Raw genomic sequence first — 23,642 nt, 5'->3', positions numbered from 1 at the left:
GCACGCACGCGTGCGCTCGGCTATGGATCGTGCAGCGAGGTCAGCGGCAACTGGATCTCGCATTCCAGGCGTGTATCGCTGAGCTCGTAACGCGTCTGCGCGCCATGGCTGTACGGCAGGGCCTTTTCGATCAGGCGGCGGCCGAATCCGCTTGCCTGGTCGCGATCGTTGCGTCGTTGCTGGCTGGCGCCTTCTTCGGTCCACAACAGCACCAGGCGCGCCGAGGCGTCGTCGTTGGTCACCACTTCCCAGCGCACCGACAAGGTGCCGGTCGCTACCGCCAATGCGCCATGCTTGAGTGCATTGGTCGCGAGCTCGTGCAGTGCCAGCGCCAGCGTCTGCACGGTGGACTTGCGCAGTGCCACCGCCGGGCCGTCCACCACGATGCGCCGTTGGTCGGGCTCGGCACCGAGCGCATCCAGCTCCATGCGCAGCAATGCGCCAATGGTGGTGGGCTCGTTGTCCGACTGCGACAACAGCCCTTGCACGCGCGACAACGCCGAGAGCCGGTCGTCGAACCTGCCGGCGAATTCCGGCATGCTGTGGCTGGTCTGTACGGTCTGCTTGGCGACCGACTGCACCACGGTGATCAGGTTGCGGGTGCGATGCTGCAATTCGCTGACCAGCACGCGCTGCTCATCCTGCAGGCGGCGCAGGTTGTCCGATTCGGTCGAGGTTCCCAGCCACTCCAGCACCTGGCCACGTTCGTCCAGCACCGGCGCGCTGCGCGTATGGAACCAGCGGTAGCGGTGCTCGGCTGCATTGAACAGGCGGTGCTCCACGTCCAGCCCGCCGGTGCGCGCACTGTCGTGCCAGGCATTCAAGGTCAGCTCGCGCTCGTCCGGATGCACTGCCTGCAACCAGCCCAGCTCCAGACTCTGCCCATCGTGTTGCCCGGTATAGCTGGACCATTGCGGGCTGGACCAGGTCCAGCGGCCGCCATCGCGCGAACGCCACACAAGTTGTGGAATCCCCTCCATCAAGGTACGCAGGCGCTGCTCGCTGCTGCGCAACGCGCGCTCGGCGCGCGTCAGCGGGGTGACGTCCATGAAGGTCAACACCGCGCCGCCGATGAAGTTGTTGACCGTGCGGTATGGCAGCACCCGCACCATGTAGCGGGCACGGGTGGCGGGGTTTTCCACTTCGCGATCCAGCACCGCCAGCGTGCGGATCACCCGGCGTACATCGTCCTGCAGTTCGTCGTAGGTCACATGCAGCTTGATGTTGCTGATCGGCCGGTGGATATCGCTTTCCACCAACGGCAGGATGTCGGTCACCGCGGGGGTGAAGTTGGTCACGCGCAGCTCGTTGTCCAGGAACACGGTCGCGATCTGGGTGCTTTCCAGCAGGTTCTTCAGGTCGCTGTTGGCATGCGCCAGTTCCTGCACGCGGTGGGCCAGCTCGCCGTTGACCGTGGTGACTTCCTCGTTGACCGACTGCAGCTCTTCCTTGGAGGTTTCCAGTTCTTCGTTGGCGCTCTGCAGTTCTTCGTTGAGCGACTGGTATTCCTCGTTGGAGGACTTGAGCTCTTCGTTGGTGCTCTCCAGCTCCTCGATCATCGACTGCAGCCGCTCGCGGGTCATGCGCAGCTCGTTCTCCAGCGCCTGCACATGTGCGTTGTCGGACACGGTGTCTTTCGGCGGCGCCAGCTCGGCCAGCTCACGCGCTTCCACTTCCTGGAACAGCACCACGTAGCCGCGCGGCACCTCCGAATCCGAGGTCGGCTCCACGAACAGGTCCACCGCCAGGGTCGCCGCATCCTCGTGCATCTGGATGCCCTTGGCCTGCACCGGCGTCATGTCCGCTTCGGCACGGCCGAGCGCGCTGCGCAACTCCAGCCGCAGGTCGCGGTGAACGAGGTTGAGCAGGTTGAGGCTGGGCGCGCCGCCGCCGGGACGGATGAAGCGTCCGGCCTGCGAGGAGAAATGCAGCACATCGAAATGCTCGTCCAGCACCGCATAGGCCGGCGCGTAGCGGTCGGCGATGCGCTCGCCGGCAAGCACCAGTGCATTGCTGACGCTGCGCTGCTGGCGGCTTGCCGCCGGCGCGTGGCCGTCCAGTCCGGGCGCGGACGACGGGAAGGGGGCATGCATGCGGCTGTCGGCATCGATCTTCTGGAACACGCGGAAGCTGCGCTCCACCGGTGCGAACAACTTGGCATGCCGCGAGACGTTTTCGGCATTGCCCAGGAACAGGTAGCCGCCCGGCTTGAGCGCAAAGTGAAACACCGGGATCACCCGGTTCTGCAGCTCGGCATCCAGGTAGATCAGCAGGTTGCGGCACGACACCAGATCCAGCCGCGAGAACGGCGGGTCCTTGACGATGCTGTGCTGCGAGAACACGCACAACTCGCGCAGCTGCTTGCTCACCACATAGGTGTCGCCTTCCTTGACGAACCAGCGCTGCAGGCGCTCCGGCCCCACATCGGCGACGATGCTGGACGAATAACGCCCCACCCGCGCAATGGCCAATGCCCGCCCGTCGATGTCGCTGGCGAAGATCTGGATGCGTGGCGCCACGTCCAGCGTCTGCGCATGCTCGCGCAACAGCATCGCCAGCGAATACGCCTCTTCGCCGGTGGAACAGCCCAGCACCCACACACGCAGGTGGTCGCCCGGCTGCTTGCCCTGGAACAGGCGCGGAATCACCTGCTGCTCCAGGAACTCGAACTCGCGGCGGTCGCGGAAGAACTGGGTCACGCCGATCAGCAGATCGTTGAACAACAACAGCGGTTCGTCGAAGCGGCTGCGCAGCTGCTCCAGATACTGCTCCAGCGTGTCCGCCTGCACCACCTGCATGCGGCGCTGCACGCGGCGCAGGAACGTGGCGCGCTTGTACCCATGGAAATCGTGGCCGGTGGCATTGCGCAGGATGCTGGCGACCTGGCTGAGCTGATCGTTCTCGCTGCCGTTGCGCACGCCCACCGGTGCCGGATGACCGAAGCGATGGTGGCGCTGCATGTGTGCGGCGATGCGTGCGGCCACCCGCGGCAGCGGCAGGATGTCGTCGCTGATGGCGGCCGGGTTGCCGGCATTGCGCAGATCCATGCCGTGCAAGGACGGGTCGTCCACCGCCAGCGCCAGGCCGCCACACTCCTTGATGGCCGCGGTGCCCAGCGTGCCGTCGCCATCCAAGCGCCCCATGATCACGCCGATCACGTTGCCGTCCTGGTCATGCGCCATCGAGACGAAGAAGCTGTCGATCAGGCCGTGATCGCTGGCGTCCTCCAGCGGGCGCAGCCGCAGCCGGCCTTCTTCCAGGGTCACCAGCGTCTGGCTGGGCGGCAGGTAGATGCGTCCGGGATGCAGCGCATCGCCATCTGCAGGTGCCAGCAGCAGACTGGATTGCGGGCCGAGCAACTCGCGCAGGCGCGACTCGTCGAGCAGGTGACGATCGCGCAGCAACAGCATGATGACCAGATTGGGCGCGCCAGCCACTGCGTCGAGCAGTTCGGCCAGGCGCGTGGCGTCCAGGCCGTCGGCACCGACACCGAGAATGAACAACGGCGGTGGCGCCACGGCATCGGGCGCAGTGGCCGCTGCGGTGTCGTCGCAGGAGGTGTCGTCGTCTGTCATTGCAGCCATCGCATCAACGGCGCCGTGTGTCAGGCGCAATCGTCAATGATGGCGTAAACCTGCCTCTACCGCTACGCGGCGTCTGAGCGGTACAGGCACTGCACGCGATGGGTCTGGAAGCGCCTGCTTACGCGCGGCCTTAACCGACACGGCGCGCACTATGGCGTGCGCGTCGCCGGACCGCGCCACCGCGCGAGGAATTCCCATGCTGGACAATCCACTCAACGGACTTCGCATTCTCGTGGTCGAGGATGATTACCTGCTGGCCGAATCACTCAACGACCTGTTGCTGGAGGCCGGCGTCTGCGTGCTCGGACCGGTGGGCAATGTGCCCGAGGCGCTGTCGCTGGTGACCTCCGGACAGGCCATCGACGGCGCATTGCTCGACGTCAATGTGCGTGGCCAACCGGTGTTCCCGGTGGCCGATGCGCTGCTGCAGCGCGGGGTACCGTTTTCATTCTGCTCCGGCTACGACCGCTACACGCTACCGCCGCGGTTTGCGCACCTGTCGTACTGCATGAAGCCCTACAACCCGCGGACGATCACCGCGCTGCTCAGCAGCCAGACCCAACCGGCCGAGCATTACTGATCGGTGCCGTCGGGGGACACCGCACCGTCGTGGCGCAGGGCGCGCTCTTCCTCGCCGAGCTGGTTGAGCAACTCCACCGCCGACTGATGGGTGGCACGCAAGGTCTCCATGGGCTTGGAGGTCTCGCTGCGTAATGCATACAACGCAAAACCCATCACGTTGAGGCGGTTGCGCAGCTGATGCAGCAGCTCGCGCCGCCGTCCATGCGATGCGTCGCTCACTTATGCGTCCTTGTCGCTGAGCCGGTTGTGCAGCGTGCGCACGCTGATCCCCAATTCGCGCGCAGCCGCCTTCTTGTTGAAGCGCGTGCGCGCCAGTGCCGCCTCGATCATGGCGTCCTCGGCCTGGCGCATGGTCCACCCCGCCGGAATCAGCAAGCCGTCTTCGTCGGCCTGCGGCACGGTCTGCACCACATCCGGCGCGCTCAACAGGTCGCCGTCCGAGCGCAGGTACAGGTAGCGAATGAACGAGCGCAACTCGCGCACGTTCCCCGGCCAGGTGTGGTAGGCCAGATAACGCAGCAACGATTTGGTCGGCAGCTTGCGGGTGCCGTACTTGACGTTGAGCTCGTCAATCACGCGCAGGCCCAGCAGACGCGCGTCGCCGCGACGCTCGCGCAGCGGCGGCACCTGGATCGGGTATTCGTTGAGCCGGTAGAACAGATCCTCGCGCAGCACGCCGTGCTCGCGTTGTACATGCTGGTGCGTCGCCGCGACGACCCGCGCGTCCAGCGGAATTTCCTCGCTGCCGCCCACACGCATGAAGCTGCGCGACTCGATCGCGCGCAGCAGGTAGACCTGCAGCCGGGTCGGCATCTCGCCGATCTCATCCAGGAACAGCGTGCCATCGGCGGCCTGCTCCAGGAACCCGGCATGCCGACGATCGGCACCGGTGAAGCTGCCACGCTCGTGGCCGAACAGCTGGCTGGCCAACAGTTCCTCGGGAATGGCGCCGCAATTGACCGGCACGAAGCGACCACGCCGGCCGGAGACCCGATGGATGGCGCGCGCGACCAGGTCCTTGCCGGTGCCGGTTTCGCCGGTCACCAGCACATTCAGATCGGTCGGCGCCACGCGCACGATGTCCTTGCGCAACAGCACGATGCTGTCGCTGTTGCCGATGATGCCCAGGTTGCCCTGCTGCGCCTCACGCAGGCCGCCGAGCACGCGTTCCAGCCGTTCGGGCGCGAACGGTTTGGTGAGGAACTCGCTGACGCCGAACTGCTGCGCGCGGCCCTGGGTTTCGTAGGCGTAATCGCCCGAGACCACCACGATCTGCGGCGTGTGATCCGGGTCGAGCCGTTCGATGAGATCGAAACCGCTGCCGTCGGGCAGGCCAACATCCACCACCAACAGGTCGGGAAAGTTGCTGTCCAGCCAACGGCTGGCTTCGCCAAGGGTGTGGATGCCCTTGGCACGGAAGCCGCTATCGGTGGCTAGCTCAACCACCTGATCGCAGAACTCCACGTCGTCGTCGATGATGGCGCAGGAAAGACGGTCCATGAGCGCTTCTGTCCGCAATGACTAATACATGTTCAGTTGAGAATTGTGACGGCGGCGCGAAAAACGCGCCTGCACGCCACCACGAAAATCGCACATCGCTGTCACGGCCGTCCGGCCACCTGGCGCTCGCTTCCCCAGAGTCGAGCTCGCCGTAGAAGTTTGCCCGAAGTACGCAGGGCAACGCGGGATTACGCCAGTGCCAAGCGTCACGGTTGGGGTCGGTCGACGCGTCGAATGCGTCGAAACGCCAAACAGCGCAAGCTTTGATGGGGATGGGAGCGCGGCCTGCGCGCGGGCGCGGCTGGACCGAGCTGCTGGATCAGCTCGCTTGCGCCGTGATGTGGCGGCGAGGCGGTTGAGGGGCGATGAGGCGAGCCGAGACGCTGGTTGCAGCGTCGCGCAACCGCGGCTTCAGGGCCAATGGATGCAAGCCGTGATCGCGAGGTGTGACCGCTAGCCTACGCGGCAGGCGTAGAGACAGTGTGCATGGATCCGCCACGCCAGCGCCATGACGCGGCGCGCGCTTGCGTGCGCCGGCATGACGGACGCCGCAACTGCAGCATTGCGCGCGACTCAGCGCTTTTCTGAGCCGTCCGGGCGTTCGTAATCGTGTTCAGGGTCGGCCTTGTTCACATCGCGGTCTTCATCGGGCATGTCGTGGACCTTCCACTCCACATCCTCGTTGCGCTGTTCCTGCGGCGTAAACGGCTTTTTCTGATCATCGTCCGGACCCCACGGCTTTTTCGGTTCACTGCCCATCGTCGTTCTCCTGCGTTGTGGTCATGAGCCCACGCTAGGCCGGTGCGCATTGCAGAGCAGTGAACAAAGCTGCGCGGTGGCGTGAAGCGAGCGGCGCGCGCGCAAGCGGCGGGGGCACCACACACGCCGCCGACATCGCCTAGCCCGTGCGTTTACGTTTGCGTGCGCACACTGCTGCATCACAGTGATGCGTCATCTCGTCAGGAGACAACAATGCCCGTACCCAACTACCCCCGCCCACCGTTCAAACCGCAGCAACAGGGTTTCCCCGGGCGTACCGAAAAGATGGACCCGCGCCCGGACCATGGCGAAGACAGTTATGTCGGCCACGGGCAGCTCACCGGCAAACGTGCGTTGATCACCGGCGGCGACAGCGGCATCGGCGCGGCCGTGGCGATTGCGTATGCACGCGAGGGGGCCGATGTGGCAATCGCCTATCTTCCCGATGAGCAGGAAGACGCTGCCAGAATTGGCGCATTGATCGAGAAGGCCGGCGTCAAGGCGTTGCTGGTGGGCTGCGATATCAGCGACCCCGCCCAGGCCGCTGCGTTGATCGACAAGGTCAACAGCACCTTCGGCGGCCTGGACATCCTGGTCAACAACGCCGGCTACCAGCAGTATTTCGAAAATTTTGAAGACATCACGCTGGAGGAGTGGCGTAAGACCTTCGACACCAACGTGCATGCCGTGTTCCATCTGGTGCAGTTGTCGGTGCCGCTGATGACCGACGGTGGCTCCATCATCAACACCGCCTCGGTGCAATCCAAGAAACCGACGCCGAACATCCTGCCGTATGCCGCCACCAAGGGGGCATTGGCCAACCTGACCATTGGCCTGGCCGGCGTACTGGCCGACAAGCACATCCGCGTCAATGCGGTATTGCCGGGTCCGATCTGGACGCCGTTCATTCCCGCCGGCATGGATGAGGAGTCGGTGGAAAACTTCGGCGGCCAGACACCGATGGGCCGCCCCGGGCAGCCGGTCGAGCTGGCATCGGCGTACGTGATGCTGGCAGCCGATACCGCCAGCTACACCTCGGGCACCTTGCTCACCATTGCCGGCGGCGCCGTCACGCTGTAACCCGCCCAACGCCGCACTGCACCGTCAAGCCCGCCTGGCGTCCTAGCCCGGCGGGCTTTTTCGTTGCCGCAGCGTGCGCTTGCAGTGCCCGGGGCGATGCGCTGCGCGCCGCCAGCAACACGGCGCGCGCATCCACCGACCCACAGTCACGGTGAGGTTTCGGTCAAGGCCACACTCGCGCGGCACGCACCCACCACTGTGCCTGCTCTCACGGCCGCACTCCTACCGTGGGTGGCGTTGGACCGTGATGCACACCCCCTTCTTCTCGCCCAGAGCTGCCCGTCACCCATGCGTGGCGCAGGAGCAGTGCACTGCCGGCGCGATGACGTCACGCAACACGCATCGAAACGTGCGACGTGGTGCATCCGCGCCATTGAGAGGCCGGCGCGTGAGCGCCCTCCACAAGGCAGACAATCAATGAGAATCCTGGTCACTGGCGGCACCGGCTATATCGGCTCACACACCTGCGTCGAATTGGCACTGCGTGGCCACCAGGTGTGCATTGTCGATAATTTGAGCAATTCCTCCGAGCGCGTGCTCGACCATCTGCAGCACCTGATGGGGTTTCGCCCGGACTTCCATCGCATGGATGTGCGCGCACCCGAGCTGGGCACGCTGCTGGCTGCAAGGAAGATCGAGGCGGTGCTGCATTTTGCCGCGCTCAAGGCGGTGGGCGAATCGGTGCGCGAACCGTTGCTGTACTTCAACAACAACGTGACCGGCACGCTGGCACTGCTGCGCGCGATGCGCACCGCCCAGGTGAGCACGCTGGTATTCAGTTCCTCGGCCACCGTGTATGGCGACGCCAACACCAGCCCGATCCGGGAGGACGCGCCGCTGAAGGCGAGCAATCCCTACGGGCGCACCAAGCTGATGATGGAGGAGATGATCGCCGACCTCAGCGCGGCCTGGCCGGAATTCGACGCGGCGCTGCTGCGCTACTTCAACCCGGTCGGTGCGCATCCCAGCGGTTACCTGGGCGAAGACCCGCGCGGCGTACCGAACAATCTGATGCCCTATATCGCGCAGGTGGCGGTCGGTCGCCGCGATGCGCTGCAGGTCTTTGGCGACGACTACCCCACTGCCGACGGCACCGGCGTGCGCGACTACCTGCATGTGATGGATCTGGCACGCGCGCACGTGGATGCCATCGACTACCTGCAGCGCGAGCGCACCGGCCTGGTGGTGAACCTAGGCACCGGGCGCGGCTACAGCGTGCGCGAAGTGGCTGCCGCGTTCGAGCGCGCCAGTGGCCGGCGCATACCGCTGCGCATTGCGCCGCGTCGCGGCGGCGATGTGGCGGTGTACTACGCCAATGCCACGCTCGCCCATCGCCTGCTCGGCTGGAAGGCCGAACACGACCTGGACCGCATGTGTGGCGACGCCTGGCGCTGGCAGTCCATGCATCCGGCCGGCTATGCCACCTCGCGCCTGCGCACGTCGCGCACACCGGCACCGGTGCCGGACCCCGAGATTGCGCGCGACGCAGCCGCGCCGGCGCGCTGCCTGTTGCCGGCCGCCGAGGGCCGCCGGCGCAGCGAGCCTGCACGCACGCTGGTCCCGACGGACCGTCTATCGCGCGCCTGAGCGGCGCGCATTCCTTTTTTCTTCAGCGAGGTCATTCCATGAGTTGGGCTGGTCAGTTCCACGACGACATCGGCAAGAGCCGCCGAGCCGTTTCCTCCGACAGCGCGCCGCAGTTCGATCCGGCACGCACCACCCTGTTGTGCCTGTCGCATCTGCGCTGGAGCTTTGTCTACCAACGCCCGCAGCATCTGATGTCGCGCTTTGCCGGCGACTGCAATGTGCTGTTCTGGGAAGAGCCCATCGCCTGCGATGAATCCGAACCCTGGCTGCAGCTACGCGGCGAAGAAGGCGGCCTGCATGTGCTGGTGCCACGCCTGCCGGCCGGGTGCACGGGCGAGGATGCGGTGCAGGCGCAGCGCCAGTTGCTGGATGGCTACCTGGCCGAGCTTGGCGTGGGCGATCTGCTGCTGTGGTACTACACGCCGATGAGTCTGAGCTTCAGTGCGCATCTGCGTGCGCGCGCGATCGTCTACGACTGCATGGACGAGCTGTCGGCATTTGCCGGTGCGCCACCCGAGCTGGTACAGCGCGAGCGCGAACTGCTGCAACGCGCCGACGTGGTGTTCACCGGTGGCTACAGCATCTGGGAAGCCAAGCGTGCACTGCACGCCAACATCCATGCCTTCCCCAGCAGCGTGGACGTGGCGCATTTTGCCGCCGCACGCCAGCCGCAGCAGGAACCGGCCGACCAGGCCGCCATCCCGCACCCGCGCCTGGGCTTCTATGGCGTGATCGACGAGCGCTTCGACGTGGCCCTGCTGCGCGATATCGCCAGGCAGCGGCCGCAGTGGCAGTTCGTGATGATCGGGCCGGTGGTCAAGATCGCCGCGTCCGACCTGCCGCAGGCCGCCAACATCCATTATCTCGGTGGCAAGACGTATGACGCGCTGCCCGGCTATCTGTCCGGTTGGCAGGTGGCACTGATGCCGTTCGCAATGAACGCCTCCACCCGTTTCATCAGCCCGACCAAGACGCCCGAATACCTGGCCGGCGGCTGCCCGGTGGTGTCCACGCCGATCCACGATGTGGTGCGCACCTATGGCGACACCGGCGTGGTGCGCATTGCCGACACCGCTGCGGCCTTCGTGGCCGCCTGCGAGGACGCCCTGCGCGACGGCAGCGACCGCGAACAGCTGCTGGACACCGCCGACCAGGTACTGGGCGAGATGTCCTGGGACCACACCCATGCCTTGATGCAGGAGAAACTCACGTGGAAGCAATGACACCCTCGGGCACCGTCCCGCTGGCGAGCACGCGCGTGCTCGGCGGCACCCGGCGCGGATTCGACTACCTGATCATCGGCGCGGGCTTTGCCGGCAGCGTGCTGGCCGAGCGTCTGGCCGCCGGTCTGGGCAAGCGCGTGCTGGTGGTCGACCGCCGCCCCCATATCGGTGGCAATGCCTACGACTTCCATGACGACGCCGGGGTGCTGATCCATCGCTACGGCCCGCATATCTTCCACACCAATGCGCAGCGCATCGTGGATTACCTGTCCAGCTTCACCCAGTGGCGGCCCTACGAGCACCGCGTGCTGGCGCAGGTGGGCGAGCAGCAGGTGCCGATCCCGATCAACATGACCACCTTGAACCGGCTCTACGGCCTGCAGCTCACCACCGAGGACGCCGCTGCCGCGTTCCTGGCCAGCCGCGCCGAGCCGGTGGCCGACATCCAGACCAGCGAGGATGTGGTGATCAACCAGGTGGGCCGCGAGCTGTACGAAACCTTCTTCCAGGGCTATACGCGCAAACAATGGGGCCTGGATCCGTCGCAGCTGGACAAGTCGGTGACCTCGCGCGTGCCCACCCGCACCAACGACGACGACCGCTACTTCACCGACACCTTCCAGCAGATGCCGTTGCACGGCTATACGCGCATGTTCGAACGCATGCTCGATCACCCCAACATCAAGGTGATGCTCAATACCGACTACCGCGAGATCCGCGACGAGCTGGACTACGACCAGCTGGTCTACAGCGGCCCGGTGGACGAATACTTCGACCATTGCTACGGCAAGCTGCCGTATCGCTCACTCAGGTTCGAACACAGCACCGTGGATCAGGAACAGGTTCAATCGGTGGCCACGGTCAACTACCCGGCCGAAGCTGTCGCCTACACGCGCATCACCGAGTACAAGCACCTGACCGGCCAGCAGCATCCCAGGACCAGCCTCACCCACGAGTATCCTTCGGCCGATGGCGACCCGTATTATCCGATCCCGCGTGCGGAAAACGCCGAGCTGTACCGGCGCTACGAACGGCTGGCCGCCCAGACGCCCAATGTCACCTTCCTGGGGCGGCTGGGCACCTACAAGTACTACAACATGGATCAGGTCGTCGGCCAGGCGCTGGCCTTGTTCAAGCGCATCGAAGACGCCGAGCACCAACGCCGCGCCGAACTGATGGCCTGAGCGGCCGGATCTCACCCGGCCGAATTGCGCGGCGGTGATGCGAAGCGGCGTTCCAGGCCGGCGTGGCGTGTCAATCACATTTCATTGTTCCGCCGGCAGTGCGGCGAAGATGCAGCAGGACCCCAGATGCACAGCCCCACAGTGTTCGACAGTTTTTTCATGGCGGGCTTCGAGTGTTCGACCCATCGCCGGCGCGATGGCCGCCGGCTGGATCTGATCGCCGGCACCCGGCACGACCGCTGGGCGGAAAACGACTATCGCGCCGTGTCCGCGCACGGCATGCGTACGGCGCGCGATGGCCTGCGCTGGCACCTGATCGAGCAACGGCCAGGGCAGTACGACTGGTCCAGCTTCCTGCCGATGCTGCATGCCGCCAATGCCGCCGGTACCCAGGTGATCTGGGATCTGTGCCACTACGGCTGGCCGGACGATGTGGATATCTGGAGCCCGCAGTTCGTCGATCGTTTCGCGCGTTTTGCTGCCGCGGCGGCGCAATGCGTCAAGAACGCAAGCGATGCCGTGCCGTTCTACGCGCCGATCAACGAGATCTCGTTCTGGGCCTGGAATGGCGGCGACCACGCGCGCATGCATCCGAAGGCGCGCGGGCGCGGCTTCGAGCTCAAGCACCAGCTGGTACGCGCCACCATTGCCGCGATCGACGCGGTGCGACAGGTCGAACCGCGCGCGCGCTTCGTGCAGGTGGACCCGGCCATCCATGTGGCCGCCGCCAACGACCGCCCCGGCCCGCGCCGGGAAGCCGAGCGCCTGCGGGTGGCGCAATTCGAGGCCTGGGACATGATCTGCGGCAGGCAGTGGCCCGGGCTGGGCGGCGCGCCGCAGTATCTGGACATCGTCGGCCTCAACTACTACGCGGACAACCAGTGGTACCTGGGCGGTGCACCGATCCCGCGCACGTCCGCCGACCACCGCCCGCTCTCGGCGATCATGGGCGAATTCTGGCAACGCTATCAGCGCCCGCTGATCCTCTCCGAAACCGGTGCCGAAGGCGACAAACGCGCCGGCTGGCTTGCGCACGTCGCCAGTGAAGTGGCACTGGCCATGCAGCAGGGCGTGCCGATGGAGGGGATCTGCCTGTATCCGGTGCTGGACTATCCGGGCTGGGACAACTACCGCCATTGCCCCACCGGCCTGTTCGGCTATGCCGACGAACACGGTCAGCGCCCGCTGGACGCCGGGCTGGCCGGGCAGTTACGCCGCGAGCACGAACGCTTCGGCCTGCGTGTACCGCAGCGGGCGCTGGCCGACATCGACACGTGAACACCATCGCGCAGCCCGCGCTGTTGCCGGACACGCCTGCGCGTTTTCTATGGCATTACATTCGCCAGCGGCCCTGGCATTTTGCCGGCTTGCTGCTGTTGATCGTCGGCGCTGCCGGCTGCGCGGTCTCGGTGCAGTACGGCATGAAGGTGCTGGTCGATGCGATGGCAGGCGACCAACGGGCCGAGGCCGAGGTCTGGCTGCCGCTGGGCGTGTTCATCGGCCTGATCGCCATCGAAAACCTGCTGTGGCGGCTGGGCGGCTGGCTGGGCTGTCGCACCGTGGTGGCCAGCGTGGTGGACATCCGCGTGGATCTGTTCCGCCACCTCACCGGCCACCCGATGCGGTATTTCAGCGAGCACCTTGCCGGCGCGCTGGGCAACCGCATCACCGCACTGGGCAGCGCGGCCGGGCAGATCTACGGCGGGCTGGCCTGGAAGATCGTGCCACCGGTCGTGGACTTCATCGGCGCCATCGTGCTGCTGCTCACGGTGGACTGGCGCATGGCCGCCACCCTGGTCGGCTTTATCGCGGTGGTGGCGGCCATCATCACCAGCTTCGGCATCCGCGGCCGCGCCAAGCATCAGCGCTTTGCCGCGCAGGCCGCGCGCGTGGGCGGCGAGCTGGTGGATGCAGTGTCCAATGTGTGGACGATCAAGGCGTTTGCGGCGCGCGATCGCGAAAGCGCGCGGCTGGCCGAGCAGATCGGCGACGAGGCGGTCGCCCATCGACGCAGCTGGATGTATGTGGAAAAGGCCAGAGTGATCCACGACATCTGCCTGTCGGTGATGGCCGGCGGCATGCTGATCTGGGCGATCAGCCTGTGGCGCGCCGGCACGGTGAGCGCCGGCGATGTGGTGCTGGTCAGCGCGTTGACCTTCCGCATCCTGCACGGCTCGCGCGACCTGGCGCTGACGCTGGTGGACACCACCCAGCAGCTGGGCGCCATCGCCGACACGCTGCAGATCATCCTGCAACCGCATGCCATCGTCGATGCGGACACACCGCTGGCGCTGGCCCAGGGCGATGTGCGTTTCGAAGATGTGTGCTTTGCCTATCCACAGCGGGCGGCCGTGCTGGACGGGCTGACCCTGCATATCCCTGCCGGCCAGAAGGTCGGCATCGTCGGGCCTTCCGGTGCCGGCAAGTCCACCCTGATCGCCTTGATCCAGCGCCTGGACGATGTGCAATCCGGACGCGTGCTGATCGACGGCCAGGACATCCGCAGCGTCAGCCAGGACAGCCTGCGCGAAAGGATTGCGGTGGTGCCGCAGGAGACCGCGCTGTTCAATCGCAGCATTGCCGACAACATCCGTTACGGCCGCCCGGAGGCCAGCGATGCACAGGTGCAGGACGCCGCGCGGCATGCCTTCTGCGATGGCTTCATCCGGCAGTTGCCGCAGGGCTACGACACCCAGGTCGGCGAACGCGGGGTCCTGTTGTCCGGGGGTCAACGCCAGCGCCTGGGCATCGCGCGCGCCTTTCTGAAGGACGCGCCGATCCTGATCCTGGACGAAGCCACCTCGGCGCTGGACACCGAGTCGGAAGCGGAAATCCAGGCCGCGCTGGATCACCTGATGCGCGATAGCACGGTGCTGGCGGTGGCGCACCGCCTGTCCACGGTAATTGGCTTCGATCGCATCGTGGTGCTGCAACACGGCCGCGTGGTCGAAGATGGCAGTCCCGCGCAGCTGCGTGGACACGGTGGCGTGTTCGATGGCCTGTGGCAACGCCAGGCCGCGGGATTCGATCAGGCGGCGCCTGACGCGTGATGACGACCGTGTTGCGACGAGGTCGCCCGGCAACCGCTGAACCTGCAGCCTGCGGCGTACATGCGCGATGCGCGTCGCGCTTGCCCACAACGGCAACAGGCAGCCGAAGCTGCCTGTTGTCCGTGTTCACGGCACACGCTGCGGTGCGCGATCAGCGATCGCGGTGGATCAATGCGCCTGGTTCGCCTTGGCCCGCAGCGACTTGGCATGTTCCAGATGCTGGGCGATGGTCTGGCGTGCACGCTGCAATTCCTTGCCCAGATCGCTCGATCCCGGCTCGCTGGCCAGCTGTGCGTCCAGCAACGTCAACGCCTGCTCGTGGCTGGTCACGCTGGCCTGCAGGTACTGCGTTTCGAACTCCTTGCCGTCCAGGCCTTCCAGGCGCTTGCGGGTGCCATCGGCGCGGCTGGACGCGGCCTGCGCCAGCGTGCCGCTGCGATCGGGCGCGAAACGGCTGAGGTCGGTCAACGCTGCGCTGTGTGCCTCGTCCATCTTGCGGGCGAACTGCAGCGTCTCGCCTTCAAGGCCCTTGACGACCGCCAGCTGCGCAAGCGTGCGCTCCTGCTCGTTGAACACCACCAACGCACCCAGTGCCTGCTTGCGGTCGCTGGACAGCGTGGTGGCTGCACGCAGCGGGTCACCATGCGGCGGGGTGCTGCCGGCCTTCGCCGGCGCACCGAGCGACTGCTGTTGAACGTCGCGGTCGTTGTTCGTCGGGCTGGCCGTTTCACCGGTGTCGCCCTGACGACGCTGCCACGCCTTGTACGCCACGTAGCCCACCGCGCCGGCGGTCAGCATCTTGAAAATTCCCATCGTTGTCTCCTTGATTGATCGCGCAAGGCGCGGTCGTTGATTGTCGGGGTCGCATGGTCGCTGCAGGCATGAGCTGCGGACGATCCAGCGTGGCAGTCGAGAGTGCGAGTGCGCGGGTTATCCAGACGTGACACGCGCATCAACGCCGCGTCGCCAATCGGGCGCGTCCACACCGTGCGCACGTGCCGTGCTGATGGACTTAACGGCGCGCCGCCAACACTGCACGGCGTTGCCGCATACCGACGGCCTTACGGGAGATCTCCATGCTTGCCCTCAACTACCACGGCTCACGCGATGTGCGGGTCGAAACCGTGCCGGATCCGACCCTTGTCGAACGCGACGATCTTATCCTGCGCGTCACCGCCACCGCCATCTGCGGCTCGGACCTGCATCTGTACCGCGGCAAGATTCCGGACCTGCGGCATGGCGATATTCTCGGCCATGAGTTCATGGGCATCGTCGAAGACGTCGGCCCCGATGTCACCGCGGTCAAACCCGGCGACCGTGTGGTGATCCCGTTCGTGGTGGCCTGCGGACGCTGCTTCCACTGCATGCTGCAGGAGTTCTCCGCTTGCGAGACCACCAATACCGGCAAGGGCGCCGCACTCAACCACAAGGACATGCGCCCACCGGCGGCGCTGTTCGGCTTCAGCCATCTGTATGGCGGTCTGTCCGGCGGGCAGGCCGAGTACGTGCGCGTGCCCAAGGCCAATGTCGGGCCGTTGGTGGTGCCCGATGCATTGCACGACGAGCAGGTGCTGTTCCTGTCCGACATCCTGCCGACCGGCTACCAGGCCGTCATCGATGCCGGGGTCAAGCAGGGCTCGACAGTGGCGATCTTCGGCGCCGGCCCGGTGGGCCTGATGGCCGCGGCATGCTGCCGCATGCTGGGCGCCGAGCGCATTTTCATGGTGGACCGGCATGCGTACCGGCTGGACTTCGCGTCCAAGGCCTACGGCATCATCCCGATCAACTTCGACGAGGTCGATGACCCGGCCGATGTGATCGTGTCGCAGACCGATGGCCGCGGCGTGGACGCCAGCATCGAGGCAGTGGGATTCGAGGCCGAAGGCAGCGCGATCGAGACCGCACTGACCAACCTGAAGCTGGAAGGCAGCAGCGGCGTGGCGATTCGTCAGTGCATTGCCGCAACGCGCCGCTGCGGTGTGGTCAGCGTGCCGGGCGTGTATGCCGGCTTCATCCATGCCTTCATGTTCGGCGATGCCTTCGACAAGGGCCTGAGCTTCAAGATGGGCCAGACCCATGTGCAGAAGCATATGCCGTACCTGCTGGAATGCATCGGCAATGGCGACCTCAAGCCCAGCGCGATCATCTCGCACCGCATGCCGCTGGCCGATGCCGCGCGTGGCTACGAGCTGTTCGACAAGAAGCAGGACGATTGCCGCAAGGTGGTGTTGACGCCGTAACCGCCAACAGCGCGGCAAACGCTGCAAACGCAAACGGCGCGGTCGATGACCGCGCCGTTTGCATTGCTCGTCGATGTGCGGCCTGGTCAGTCCAGCGGCTTGGCCGGCACGAACGGCGACACCGGATCGCTGGCCGGAAAGGTTTCTTCCAGCGCATCGTCCTGCAAGGCGTCCTGTTTTTCCTTCTCGCTGCGTTGGTCGTCGTGATCGCCAGCCGAATCGGGCGCAGCTGCGTGGTTGTGGTCGGTGGTCATGGGTTCTCCTGTCGCGTGGATGCGGACCACCCAACGCTACGGTGGTCCGGCGACGGCACAGGTGAAAAACATCTTCGCATCGGCACGACAAAGGCAACCGTTTAGGGACACCTCGGCTGCATCCAGCCAGGCGGCGCGTTGCGGGCGCTGTTGCACGCTGGCAGCCGATGATCGCTGTGAATCCCGCAATCCAGGCCGTGACGCAACGGAGCAACGGAGAATGCGTGGATCGACGCGCCCTGTGCGTCATGTCTGTCTGCGCATTACACAGTTCGACATCGCCCTTATGATCGGCATGGCGCGCGTTTATCTCCTTACCTGCCTGCCTTCTGTCGATGCCAACGTCGCAGCGTCGATGACGCACGCATACGACCCGCACCATTGAGTGCCTCGACCGATGCCTCCGCGCGCGGCACCCGCACCGCAGGCCCATACGCAATGCACGCATCGCAGTGCCGACAACGCGGCCATCCAGGGCACTGCGGCAGCGATGCCCGTCTGCTGCATCCAAGGCAGGGGCCGGTTCACACCCCGGCACGCCCAGGGTGTATGGTGCAAGGGCGGCCGGACTCCGGTGTCGCCTTCACTCTATCTGGCCTTTTCCATCAAGAATCTCTGCGAACGCTGCGATGCCGTCTGTTGCCGGCTCACCGTCATGGTCGATCCATCCGACCGCATCCCCAACCACCTGACCAGCGTGACGCCGCAAGGCTGGCACGTGATGGCGCGTGACGAGGAAGGCTGGTGCGTGGCCATCGACGCGGCGCGCATGTGTTGTTCGATCTACGAGACGCGGCCGGCGATCTGCCGGCGTTTCGTCATGTCCGGGCCGTATTGCCGCGACGTGCGTGCCACCTACGACGACCAACGCCGGCGGGGCATTCCCTTGACGCTCTACAACGCATGAGGATTTCGCCATGAACAACTCCCGCCGTCAGTCGATGACCGTGAGCAATCAGCCAGGCAAGCCGCGGTTGTCCGAGCAGCGTCTGGCCGCCGATCTGGAGGCGTTCCAGCAATCCGGCGGCGCGATCGAGCGGCTGGGCGATACCCCGCTGCGTCGCGACAAGAAGCGTGGCGAGCCCGAGACCACGCCTGCGGTCGCCGTCAAACCGGCAGCTGCCAACGCCAAGTAAGCGTGCGCGGCGCCTGCCGGTACAACCGGCCCGCCGCAACCTGCGACCCTGGTCCTACAGCAGCTGCGCGCGATCGATCGCGCCAAGCCCTTGCGCCAGCGAGGCCATTTCATTGGCCAGGTTGATCATGTTGCCGCCAGCCTGTGCTGCGATGGCCATGATGCGCTGATACGCATCCCAGAAGTCCGGTCCACGGCCATAGGCATCGTGGAACCCTTGCAGCTCCAGGACCAGCAGATCGGACACTTGCATGTCGGAGTGGTCCATTGCGTCCCTCGTTGGGGGTTTCCCGGCCCGCAGCTTATACCCGTTCACCTGGCAAAACCGGCGCGATCAGACCGCCGGGGATTGAAACCTGAATTGGTTAGAGAGGGTGACCGGGGTGACATCACTGCGCAATTTCCGCCGCTGCCGCGCTGGGTGCGCCTGGCACCGTGGCGCCCCACGGCGCCAGGCAGCCGCCGGCACCTGCCGTGGAGAGGAGCCGGCTCAGCCAGCACCAGCGCGGCTGAATGCCGCCAGCCCTGCCCGCGGCCACAGGCGCCCCGGCCCTGGCCCGGGCGCCGAACCACGCACATTCCCGTGTAAAATGCGCGGTCTTTGACCGGACCAATGGCGAAAGCTGCTTCACGGGCGCCCTTGTCGGGCCCGGCGTTCATTCGCCTGCTCGCTCGCCTCACCGATGCCCACGTTGCCCAGTCCAACCATGCGCTCGCCGACCGGCTCAGCCAATGGATCGACTGGACGCGCGCAGTCGCCGTGTCCAAGGCGCTGGATGGCAAGCTGCCCGAGATCGAAGCGCTTCCCGAGACGCGCCGGCTCGACGTCGAGGCCTGCGCACGCGTGCGCACCGGGTTGGCGACCAGCAGCGTGGTCGACCTGGATGCCGTGGTCGCGCGCGTACGCCGCGATGCGCGCAGCGCCGCCGCTGCCGGCAGCGACGCGGCGGCAGCGACGCCTGCGCCCGACTATGCCCCGTTCCGCCAGCACTACCTGGCCATGCAACGCGCAATGCGCACCGCCACCGGCGACCTGCGTGGCCGCCTGCGCGACATGCTGGCCCTTGAGTCCGGGCAGATGGCGCGGCTGGCCGAGGTGGATGCGGTGATGGAGCTGACCTTGAGCCCGCGCGAACAAACCCTGTTGAACCATGTGCCGACCCTGCTCGGTGCGCATTTCGAGCGTCTGCGCGATGCCGCGCAGGCGCCAACCCCGGCAGCCGACGGCGACGCCGCGCCACGCGCGGTCTCCGACGGCTGGCTGGATGTGTTTCGCAAAGACATGCAGAGCGTGTTGCTCGCCGAACTGGATGTCCGTTTTCACCCGATCGAAGGCCTGCTTGCAGCGCTTCGTACCCGCTAACTGGGACCTCATGTTCAGAACTCTCGTTCACCTGTGTGTGTTTGTCGTCGGCCTGTTGGCGGTTTGCTGGGTCGGCATCGGTTATCTGGGCTCCAACCCGCTGGGCGCCTGTGTCGCAGCGGTGATCGGCGCCTGCTATGTGGCCGGCGCGCTGGAGCTGTATCGCTATCGCCAGGCCAGCGCCACGCTGGACGATGCCGTTGCCGCGTTGACCACCGCACCAACGGCATTGAGCGAGTGGCTGGAGCGCCTGCATCCGAGCCTGCGCAATGCGGTGCGCCTGCGCATCAAGGGCGAGCGCGTGGCGTTGCCGGCACCGGTGCTGACACCGTACCTGGTCGGCCTGCTGGTGTTGCTGGGCATGCTCGGCACCCTGCTCGGCATGATGGCCACGCTCAAGGGCACCGGCTTTGCATTGCAGAGCGCCACCGACCTGCAGGCCATCCGCGGCTCGCTGGCCGCACCGGTGGAAGGCCTGGCGTTTGCGTTCGGCACCTCGATCGCCGGCGTGGCGACCTCCGCAATGCTGGGGCTGTTGTCGGCGCTGTGCCGGCGCGAACGGCTGCAGGCAGTGCAGCGGCTGGATCTGAAGATCGCCTCCGAGCTGCATCCGCACTCGGACGCGCACCAGCGTGGCGAAGTGTTCAAGTTGCAGCAGCAGCAAAGCGCGCTGATGCCGGCGCTGATCGATCGCCTGCAGACGCTGATGGGCAGCATCGAGCAGCAGAGCATCGCCGCCGATGAGCGCCTGGCCGCGCAGCAGGCCGAATTCCACGCCAGGAGCGAGGCGACCTATGCGCGCCTGGCCACGGCGATGGAGCACGCGTTGCAGGCCGGCGTGGCAGAAAGCGCACGCGCGGTGGGCGCGGCCCTGCAGCCGGCGATGGAAGCGACCATGACCAGCATCGCGCGCGACACCGCCGCGTTGCATGAGCGCCTCACCCACGCCGTGCAGCAGCAACTGGACGGCATCACCAGCGGCTTCCAGCACAGCGCCAGTGCCGCGGCCGCGCACTGGACCACCGCGCTTGCCGCCCAGGAACGCGCACAGCAAGCGCTCGACACGCAGCTGCAGACCACGCTGGAGCAGCTCGCACAACAGGCCACTGCGGTGCAGGACGGCGTCGGCAGCGCCGTGCAGCAGCAACTGCACGCACTCAATGACGGCTTCCAGCACAGTGCGCAGACGGCCGCCGACCACTGGCAGGCCGCATTGGCCGCGCAGGAACGTGCGCACCTCGCGCTGACCGAGCAGTTGCAGGCCACGTTGGCGCAGATCGATCAGCGCAGCATCGCGGTGCAGGACGGCGTGAGCCACGCGGTGCAGCAGCAGTTGCACGCACTCAATGACGGCTTTGACCGCAGCACCGCCGCCGCTGCCGACCACTGGGCAGCGGTGCTCGCCGAGCAGCAGCGCGCAGGTGCCGCGTTGAGCGCGCAGTTGCACGCCACGCTCGCACAGCTCGCGCAGCAGACCACCGCGCTGCAGGACGGCGTGCACCAGGCCGTGCAGCAACAACTCGATGGCCTGAGCAGCGGCTTCGAAAACAGCACCGCGGCGGCCGCCGCCACCTGGACCGCGGCAGTGGCCGAGCAGCAGCGCGCAAATCAGGTGCTGACGCAGGAATTGCAGGGCACGCTGAGCCAGTTCGCCAGCACCTTCGACGCACGCTCCAGCGCCCTGGTCGATGCGGTGTCCAGGCGCATGGATCAGTCCAGCAGCGAGACGGCCAGTGCCTGGAACGATGCGCTGGCGCAGCAACGCGACGCCAGCGCCGCCCTGGCGAGCCAGCACCAGGGCACGCTGGCGGCCGCCACCGCCAGCTTCGACACGCATGCCGCCGCCCTGGTCGGCACGCTGCAGCAATCGCATACCGACCTGCAGGCCGCGCTGGAAGCGCGCGATTCCCAGCGCCTGGCGCTGTGGAGCGAGCGCTTCACCGCGATGAGCGCGGAGCTGACCACCCAATGGGAACGCACCGGCGAACGCGTCACCCAGCAACAACAGGCGATCTGCGACACCCTGGCCAGCACTGCCAGCGAGTTGTCCACGCAGGCGCAGGCACAGGCCAGCGCCACCATCAGCGAGGTGGCGCGCCTGATGCAGATCGCTTCCGAAGCGCCCAAGGCGGCCGCCGATGTGGTGGCCGAGCTGCGCCAGAACCTGTCCGAAAGCATGGTGCGCGACACCGCCATGCTGGAAGAACGCAGCAAGCTGCTCGCCACCCTGGACACCTTGCTCAACGCGGTCAATCACGCCTCCACCGAACAACGCGCAGCGGTGGATGCGCTGGTCACCACCTCGGCGGACCTGCTGCAGCGCGTGGGCACCCAGCTCACCGAACAGATCGGCAGCGAGACCGGCAAGCTCGGCGCGGTAGCCGCGCATGTCAGCGGCAGCGCGGTGGAAGTGGCCAGCCTGGGCGAAGCCTTCGGCGTGGCGGTGCAGCTGTTCAGCGGTTCTACCAGCGAGCTCAACGCGCGCCTGCAGCACGTCGCCAGCGCGCTGGACGCCTCGCTCGCCCGCAGCGACGACCAACTGGCGTATTACGTGGCGCAGGCGCGCGAGGTGGTCGACCTCAGCATGCTGTCGCAAAAGCAGATCATCGAAGAACTGCGCCAGCTCGACCGCGGCCGCAGCGACGCCGGTGAGGCCGCTGGCGACGAGGCCAGCGCGGCATGAGCGACGAGATCGACATCGACGGCGAATCGGGCACACCGATCTGGGCCGCCTTCGGCGACCTGATGTCGGTGCTGCTGGGGGCGTTCGTGCTGATCCTGGTCGGGGTGATCGGCGTGCAGCTGCAGCTGTCCAGCCGCCTGGACGAAGAGGTCAGACAGCGCCAGGCCGAAGCGCAGCGCCGCAAGACGCTGGAGCAGGCACTGGCGGCGCCACTGGCCGCCGGCCGCGTGACCCTGGTCGACGGACGCATCGGCATCCGCGGCAATGTACTGTTCGCCTTCAATTCCGATCAGTTGCAGCCGGAAGGCCGCGAGGTGTTGAAGACACTGGCCGCGCCGTTGACCGAGTATCTGACGGCGCGCGAAGAGATCCTGATGGTCAGCGGCTTCACCGACGACCGCCCGGTGCTGGGCGGCAACCGTCGCTACGCCGACAACTGGGAACTCTCCGCGCAACGCGCGCTCACCGTGACGCGTGCATTGATCGCCGAAGGCGTGCCGGCCGCGTCGGTGTTCGCCGCGGCCTTCGGCTCGCAGCAGCCGGTGGATTCCAATGCCGACGAAACACGCCGCGCCAGGAACCGCCGCGTGGAGATCGCGCCGATCGCGCGCCCTGCCACGTCGCATGCGTCTTCTGCCGCCAAGCCCACAGCGGCCGCAGGCACGCGATGAGCACGCAGGCGACATCCGCGCACGCGCGCCTGCAGCGCTGGCGCAGCAAGGGTGCCGACCAGCTGGATCCGGTGCGGTTCCACCTGATGGAGACGCTGGCCGCGCGGGCCGGCACCCAGGCCGAGGCAGTGCGCCAGGTGCTGGAAGAAAAGCTGGGCAGGCTGGTCGATGCGTATGCGGCAACGGTCAAGCAAGCGGCGCGTCGTCCTGTGGCCGGCGATGCCGCGCAGCCACTGCAACGCAGCGCGCTGGGCGCACTGGCCGAGCGGATGGCAGGCCATGCCGCGTTGATGGAAGTGGACAGCAGAAAGACCGCCACGGCCGACGCCACGCCGTTTCCCGAGCTGCCGGCGCTGGAGGATTTCCGTCGCACCTGGACCACGGTGCGCACCGCCAGCCAGGTGCGGCAGTCGCTGCAGGACGCCCCCAAGGACGCCGGCCCGCTCAATTCCAGCGTGCTGGTGCACCGCTGCATCAGTCTGATGCGCGAGTGCTCACCGGGCTATCTGCAGCACTTCCTCGGCTATGTCGATGCGCTGTCGTGGCTGGAACAGCTGCACAACGGCGGCGCGTTGGCCAGCGAGGACGCCGCGCCCGTGGTGCCCGGCAAGAAGCGCAGCAAGCGTCCGTCCACGCGGCGCAGCTAGCGCGACCAATCACGCACGCTGCGCTGCACGCGCACGCCGCTGGCGGACACCAGCCTGGCGCACGCACGGTGCGGTGGCAGCCAGTCCGACGGCCTGCCGT

The 23,642-nt window shown here is 66.6% G+C and carries 21 protein-coding genes; 14 read left to right on the top strand and 7 right to left on the bottom strand.

Annotated elements, in window-relative coordinates:
- Window positions 1–20: 20 nt before the first annotated feature.
- The gene (locus tag CPBF1521_RS18030; RefSeq protein ID WP_181901286.1) at window positions 21–3,575 is read right to left on the bottom strand and encodes a CheR family methyltransferase; all 3,555 of its coding nucleotides are present in this window, start codon (window positions 3,573–3,575) and stop codon (window positions 21–23) included.
- Between the two features lie 205 nt (window positions 3,576–3,780).
- Between CPBF1521_RS18030 and CPBF1521_RS18025 the strand changes: the two genes are divergently transcribed.
- Window positions 3,781–4,164, top strand: coding sequence for a response regulator (locus tag CPBF1521_RS18025; protein ID WP_115677835.1), 384 nt, complete (start codon window positions 3,781–3,783; stop codon window positions 4,162–4,164).
- Here CPBF1521_RS18025 and CPBF1521_RS18020 read toward each other — a convergent pair.
- The 3 genes from CPBF1521_RS18020 to CPBF1521_RS18010 all read right to left on the bottom strand — a co-directional run bounded on the left by CPBF1521_RS18020 (window position 4,158) and on the right by CPBF1521_RS18010 (window position 6,425).
- Entirely contained in the window at window positions 4,158–4,385 is a 228-nt protein-coding gene (locus tag CPBF1521_RS18020) for a hypothetical protein (protein WP_181901285.1), read from the bottom strand. The two genes, CPBF1521_RS18025 and CPBF1521_RS18020, sit on opposite strands and share 7 nt — an antisense overlap.
- A complete protein-coding gene (locus CPBF1521_RS18015; RefSeq protein WP_104583191.1) occupies window positions 4,386–5,666 on the bottom strand; it encodes a sigma-54-dependent transcriptional regulator in 1,281 nt (426 codons plus the stop codon).
- A 573-nt stretch (window positions 5,667–6,239) separates the two neighbouring features.
- Window positions 6,240–6,425, bottom strand: coding sequence for a hypothetical protein (locus CPBF1521_RS18010; protein WP_104535190.1), 186 nt, complete (start codon window positions 6,423–6,425; stop codon window positions 6,240–6,242).
- A 213-nt stretch (window positions 6,426–6,638) separates the two neighbouring features.
- Between CPBF1521_RS18010 and CPBF1521_RS18005 the strand changes: the two genes are divergently transcribed.
- The 6 genes from CPBF1521_RS18005 (at window position 6,639) to CPBF1521_RS17980 (ending at window position 14,549) form a co-directional block, all read left to right on the top strand.
- A complete protein-coding gene (locus tag CPBF1521_RS18005; RefSeq protein WP_104583190.1) occupies window positions 6,639–7,505 on the top strand; it encodes a glucose 1-dehydrogenase in 867 nt (288 codons plus the stop codon).
- Between the two features lie 417 nt (window positions 7,506–7,922).
- Entirely contained in the window at window positions 7,923–9,092 is a 1,170-nt protein-coding gene (galE, locus tag CPBF1521_RS18000; protein ID WP_104583189.1) for a UDP-glucose 4-epimerase GalE, read from the top strand.
- Window positions 9,093–9,130: 38 nt separating this feature from the next.
- The gene (locus CPBF1521_RS17995; RefSeq protein WP_104583188.1) at window positions 9,131–10,315 is read left to right on the top strand and encodes a glycosyltransferase family 1 protein; all 1,185 of its coding nucleotides are present in this window, start codon (window positions 9,131–9,133) and stop codon (window positions 10,313–10,315) included.
- Window positions 10,312–11,499 carry a UDP-galactopyranose mutase gene (gene glf / locus CPBF1521_RS17990; protein ID WP_166767551.1) on the top strand — a complete coding sequence of 396 codons (1,188 nt, stop codon included), beginning with the start codon at window positions 10,312–10,314 and terminating at the stop codon, window positions 11,497–11,499. The genes CPBF1521_RS17995 and glf overlap by 4 nt, the downstream gene beginning before the upstream one ends.
- A 126-nt stretch (window positions 11,500–11,625) precedes the next feature.
- A complete protein-coding gene (locus tag CPBF1521_RS17985) occupies window positions 11,626–12,777 on the top strand; it encodes a beta-glucosidase (protein WP_115677833.1) in 1,152 nt (383 codons plus the stop codon).
- Window positions 12,774–14,549, top strand: coding sequence for an ABC transporter ATP-binding protein (locus CPBF1521_RS17980; RefSeq protein ID WP_115677832.1), 1,776 nt, complete (start codon window positions 12,774–12,776; stop codon window positions 14,547–14,549). The genes CPBF1521_RS17985 and CPBF1521_RS17980 overlap by 4 nt, the downstream gene beginning before the upstream one ends.
- A 168-nt stretch (window positions 14,550–14,717) precedes the next feature.
- Here CPBF1521_RS17980 and CPBF1521_RS17975 read toward each other — a convergent pair whose 3' ends face one another.
- Window positions 14,718–15,362: a DUF4142 domain-containing protein gene (locus CPBF1521_RS17975; RefSeq protein ID WP_115677831.1), complete on the bottom strand. Its 645-nt coding sequence runs from the start codon at window positions 15,360–15,362 to the stop codon at window positions 14,718–14,720.
- Between the two features lie 263 nt (window positions 15,363–15,625).
- On the opposite strand from CPBF1521_RS17975, the gene CPBF1521_RS17970 reads away from it, so the two are divergent.
- A complete protein-coding gene (locus tag CPBF1521_RS17970) occupies window positions 15,626–16,789 on the top strand; it encodes a zinc-dependent alcohol dehydrogenase (RefSeq protein ID WP_104583183.1) in 1,164 nt (387 codons plus the stop codon).
- 86 nt (window positions 16,790–16,875) lie between these two features.
- Here CPBF1521_RS17970 and CPBF1521_RS21525 read toward each other — a convergent pair whose 3' ends face one another.
- Window positions 16,876–17,043 (bottom strand): hypothetical protein, encoded by a 168-nt coding sequence (locus CPBF1521_RS21525; protein WP_164739097.1) that lies wholly within the window; start codon window positions 17,041–17,043, stop codon window positions 16,876–16,878.
- Window positions 17,044–17,533: 490 nt separating this feature from the next.
- On the opposite strand from CPBF1521_RS21525, the gene CPBF1521_RS17960 reads away from it, so the two are divergent.
- Both CPBF1521_RS17960 and CPBF1521_RS17955 read left to right on the top strand, forming a co-directional pair.
- Window positions 17,534–17,950 carry a YkgJ family cysteine cluster protein gene (locus CPBF1521_RS17960; RefSeq protein ID WP_104650172.1) on the top strand — a complete coding sequence of 139 codons (417 nt, stop codon included), beginning with the start codon at window positions 17,534–17,536 and terminating at the stop codon, window positions 17,948–17,950.
- Between the two features lie 10 nt (window positions 17,951–17,960).
- On the top strand, window positions 17,961–18,179 hold the full coding sequence (locus tag CPBF1521_RS17955) for a hypothetical protein (protein WP_104583181.1): 219 nt from the start codon (window positions 17,961–17,963) through the stop codon (window positions 18,177–18,179).
- A gap of 54 nt (window positions 18,180–18,233) precedes the next feature.
- Here CPBF1521_RS17955 and CPBF1521_RS17950 read toward each other — a convergent pair whose 3' ends face one another.
- Window positions 18,234–18,446 carry a hypothetical protein gene (locus CPBF1521_RS17950; protein ID WP_104583180.1) on the bottom strand — a complete coding sequence of 71 codons (213 nt, stop codon included), beginning with the start codon at window positions 18,444–18,446 and terminating at the stop codon, window positions 18,234–18,236.
- A 345-nt stretch (window positions 18,447–18,791) separates the two neighbouring features.
- Between CPBF1521_RS17950 and CPBF1521_RS17945 the strand changes: the two genes are divergently transcribed.
- From CPBF1521_RS17945 to CPBF1521_RS17930, 4 genes are read left to right on the top strand one after another with little or no spacing between them, the layout of a single operon-like run.
- Window positions 18,792–19,541, top strand: a complete 750-nt coding sequence (locus CPBF1521_RS17945; protein ID WP_181901284.1) for a DUF3348 domain-containing protein — start codon at window positions 18,792–18,794, stop codon at window positions 19,539–19,541.
- 10 nt (window positions 19,542–19,551) lie between these two features.
- Window positions 19,552–22,224, top strand: coding sequence for a DUF802 domain-containing protein (locus CPBF1521_RS17940; RefSeq protein ID WP_181901283.1), 2,673 nt, complete (start codon window positions 19,552–19,554; stop codon window positions 22,222–22,224).
- Window positions 22,221–22,895, top strand: coding sequence for an OmpA family protein (locus CPBF1521_RS17935; RefSeq protein WP_115677828.1), 675 nt, complete (start codon window positions 22,221–22,223; stop codon window positions 22,893–22,895). Before CPBF1521_RS17940 ends, CPBF1521_RS17935 begins: the two co-directional genes overlap by 4 nt.
- Entirely contained in the window at window positions 22,892–23,542 is a 651-nt protein-coding gene (locus CPBF1521_RS17930; protein WP_115677827.1) for a DUF2894 domain-containing protein, read from the top strand. The genes CPBF1521_RS17935 and CPBF1521_RS17930 overlap by 4 nt, the downstream gene beginning before the upstream one ends.
- Window positions 23,543–23,642 lie beyond the last annotated feature (100 nt).

Origin of the sequence: Xanthomonas euroxanthea (assembly GCF_900476395.1) — a bacterium.
GTDB lineage: Bacteria > Pseudomonadota > Gammaproteobacteria > Xanthomonadales > Xanthomonadaceae > Xanthomonas > Xanthomonas euroxanthea.
Note: the sequence above shows the minus strand (reverse complement) of the source record. Positions and strands in the feature narration are given on the sequence as shown.

Bases quoted from the DNA above. Each gene is read 5' to 3' on its own strand.
- CPBF1521_RS18030 (WP_181901286.1), bottom strand. From the start codon at position 3,575: ATGACAGACGACGACACCTCCTGCGACGACACCGCAGCGGCCACTGCG.
- CPBF1521_RS18025 (WP_115677835.1), top strand. From the start codon at position 3,781: ATGCTGGACAATCCACTCAACGGACTTCGCATTCTCGTGGTCGAGGAT.
- CPBF1521_RS18015 (WP_104583191.1), bottom strand. From the start codon at position 5,666: ATGGACCGTCTTTCCTGCGCCATCATCGACGACGACGTGGAGTTCTGC.
- CPBF1521_RS18010 (WP_104535190.1), bottom strand. From the start codon at position 6,425: ATGGGCAGTGAACCGAAAAAGCCGTGGGGTCCGGACGATGATCAGAAA.
- CPBF1521_RS18005 (WP_104583190.1), top strand. From the start codon at position 6,639: ATGCCCGTACCCAACTACCCCCGCCCACCGTTCAAACCGCAGCAACAG.
- galE (WP_104583189.1), top strand. From the start codon at position 7,923: ATGAGAATCCTGGTCACTGGCGGCACCGGCTATATCGGCTCACACACC.
- CPBF1521_RS17995 (WP_104583188.1), top strand. From the start codon at position 9,131: ATGAGTTGGGCTGGTCAGTTCCACGACGACATCGGCAAGAGCCGCCGA.
- glf (WP_166767551.1), top strand. From the start codon at position 10,312: ATGACACCCTCGGGCACCGTCCCGCTGGCGAGCACGCGCGTGCTCGGC.
- CPBF1521_RS17985 (WP_115677833.1), top strand. From the start codon at position 11,626: ATGCACAGCCCCACAGTGTTCGACAGTTTTTTCATGGCGGGCTTCGAG.
- CPBF1521_RS17975 (WP_115677831.1), bottom strand. From the start codon at position 15,362: ATGGGAATTTTCAAGATGCTGACCGCCGGCGCGGTGGGCTACGTGGCG.
- CPBF1521_RS17970 (WP_104583183.1), top strand. From the start codon at position 15,626: ATGCTTGCCCTCAACTACCACGGCTCACGCGATGTGCGGGTCGAAACC.
- CPBF1521_RS21525 (WP_164739097.1), bottom strand. From the start codon at position 17,043: ATGACCACCGACCACAACCACGCAGCTGCGCCCGATTCGGCTGGCGAT.
- CPBF1521_RS17960 (WP_104650172.1), top strand. From the start codon at position 17,534: ATGCCCGTCTGCTGCATCCAAGGCAGGGGCCGGTTCACACCCCGGCAC.
- CPBF1521_RS17955 (WP_104583181.1), top strand. From the start codon at position 17,961: ATGAACAACTCCCGCCGTCAGTCGATGACCGTGAGCAATCAGCCAGGC.
- CPBF1521_RS17950 (WP_104583180.1), bottom strand. From the start codon at position 18,446: ATGGACCACTCCGACATGCAAGTGTCCGATCTGCTGGTCCTGGAGCTG.
- CPBF1521_RS17945 (WP_181901284.1), top strand. From the start codon at position 18,792: ATGGCGAAAGCTGCTTCACGGGCGCCCTTGTCGGGCCCGGCGTTCATT.
- CPBF1521_RS17940 (WP_181901283.1), top strand. From the start codon at position 19,552: ATGTTCAGAACTCTCGTTCACCTGTGTGTGTTTGTCGTCGGCCTGTTG.
- CPBF1521_RS17935 (WP_115677828.1), top strand. From the start codon at position 22,221: ATGAGCGACGAGATCGACATCGACGGCGAATCGGGCACACCGATCTGG.
- CPBF1521_RS17930 (WP_115677827.1), top strand. From the start codon at position 22,892: ATGAGCACGCAGGCGACATCCGCGCACGCGCGCCTGCAGCGCTGGCGC.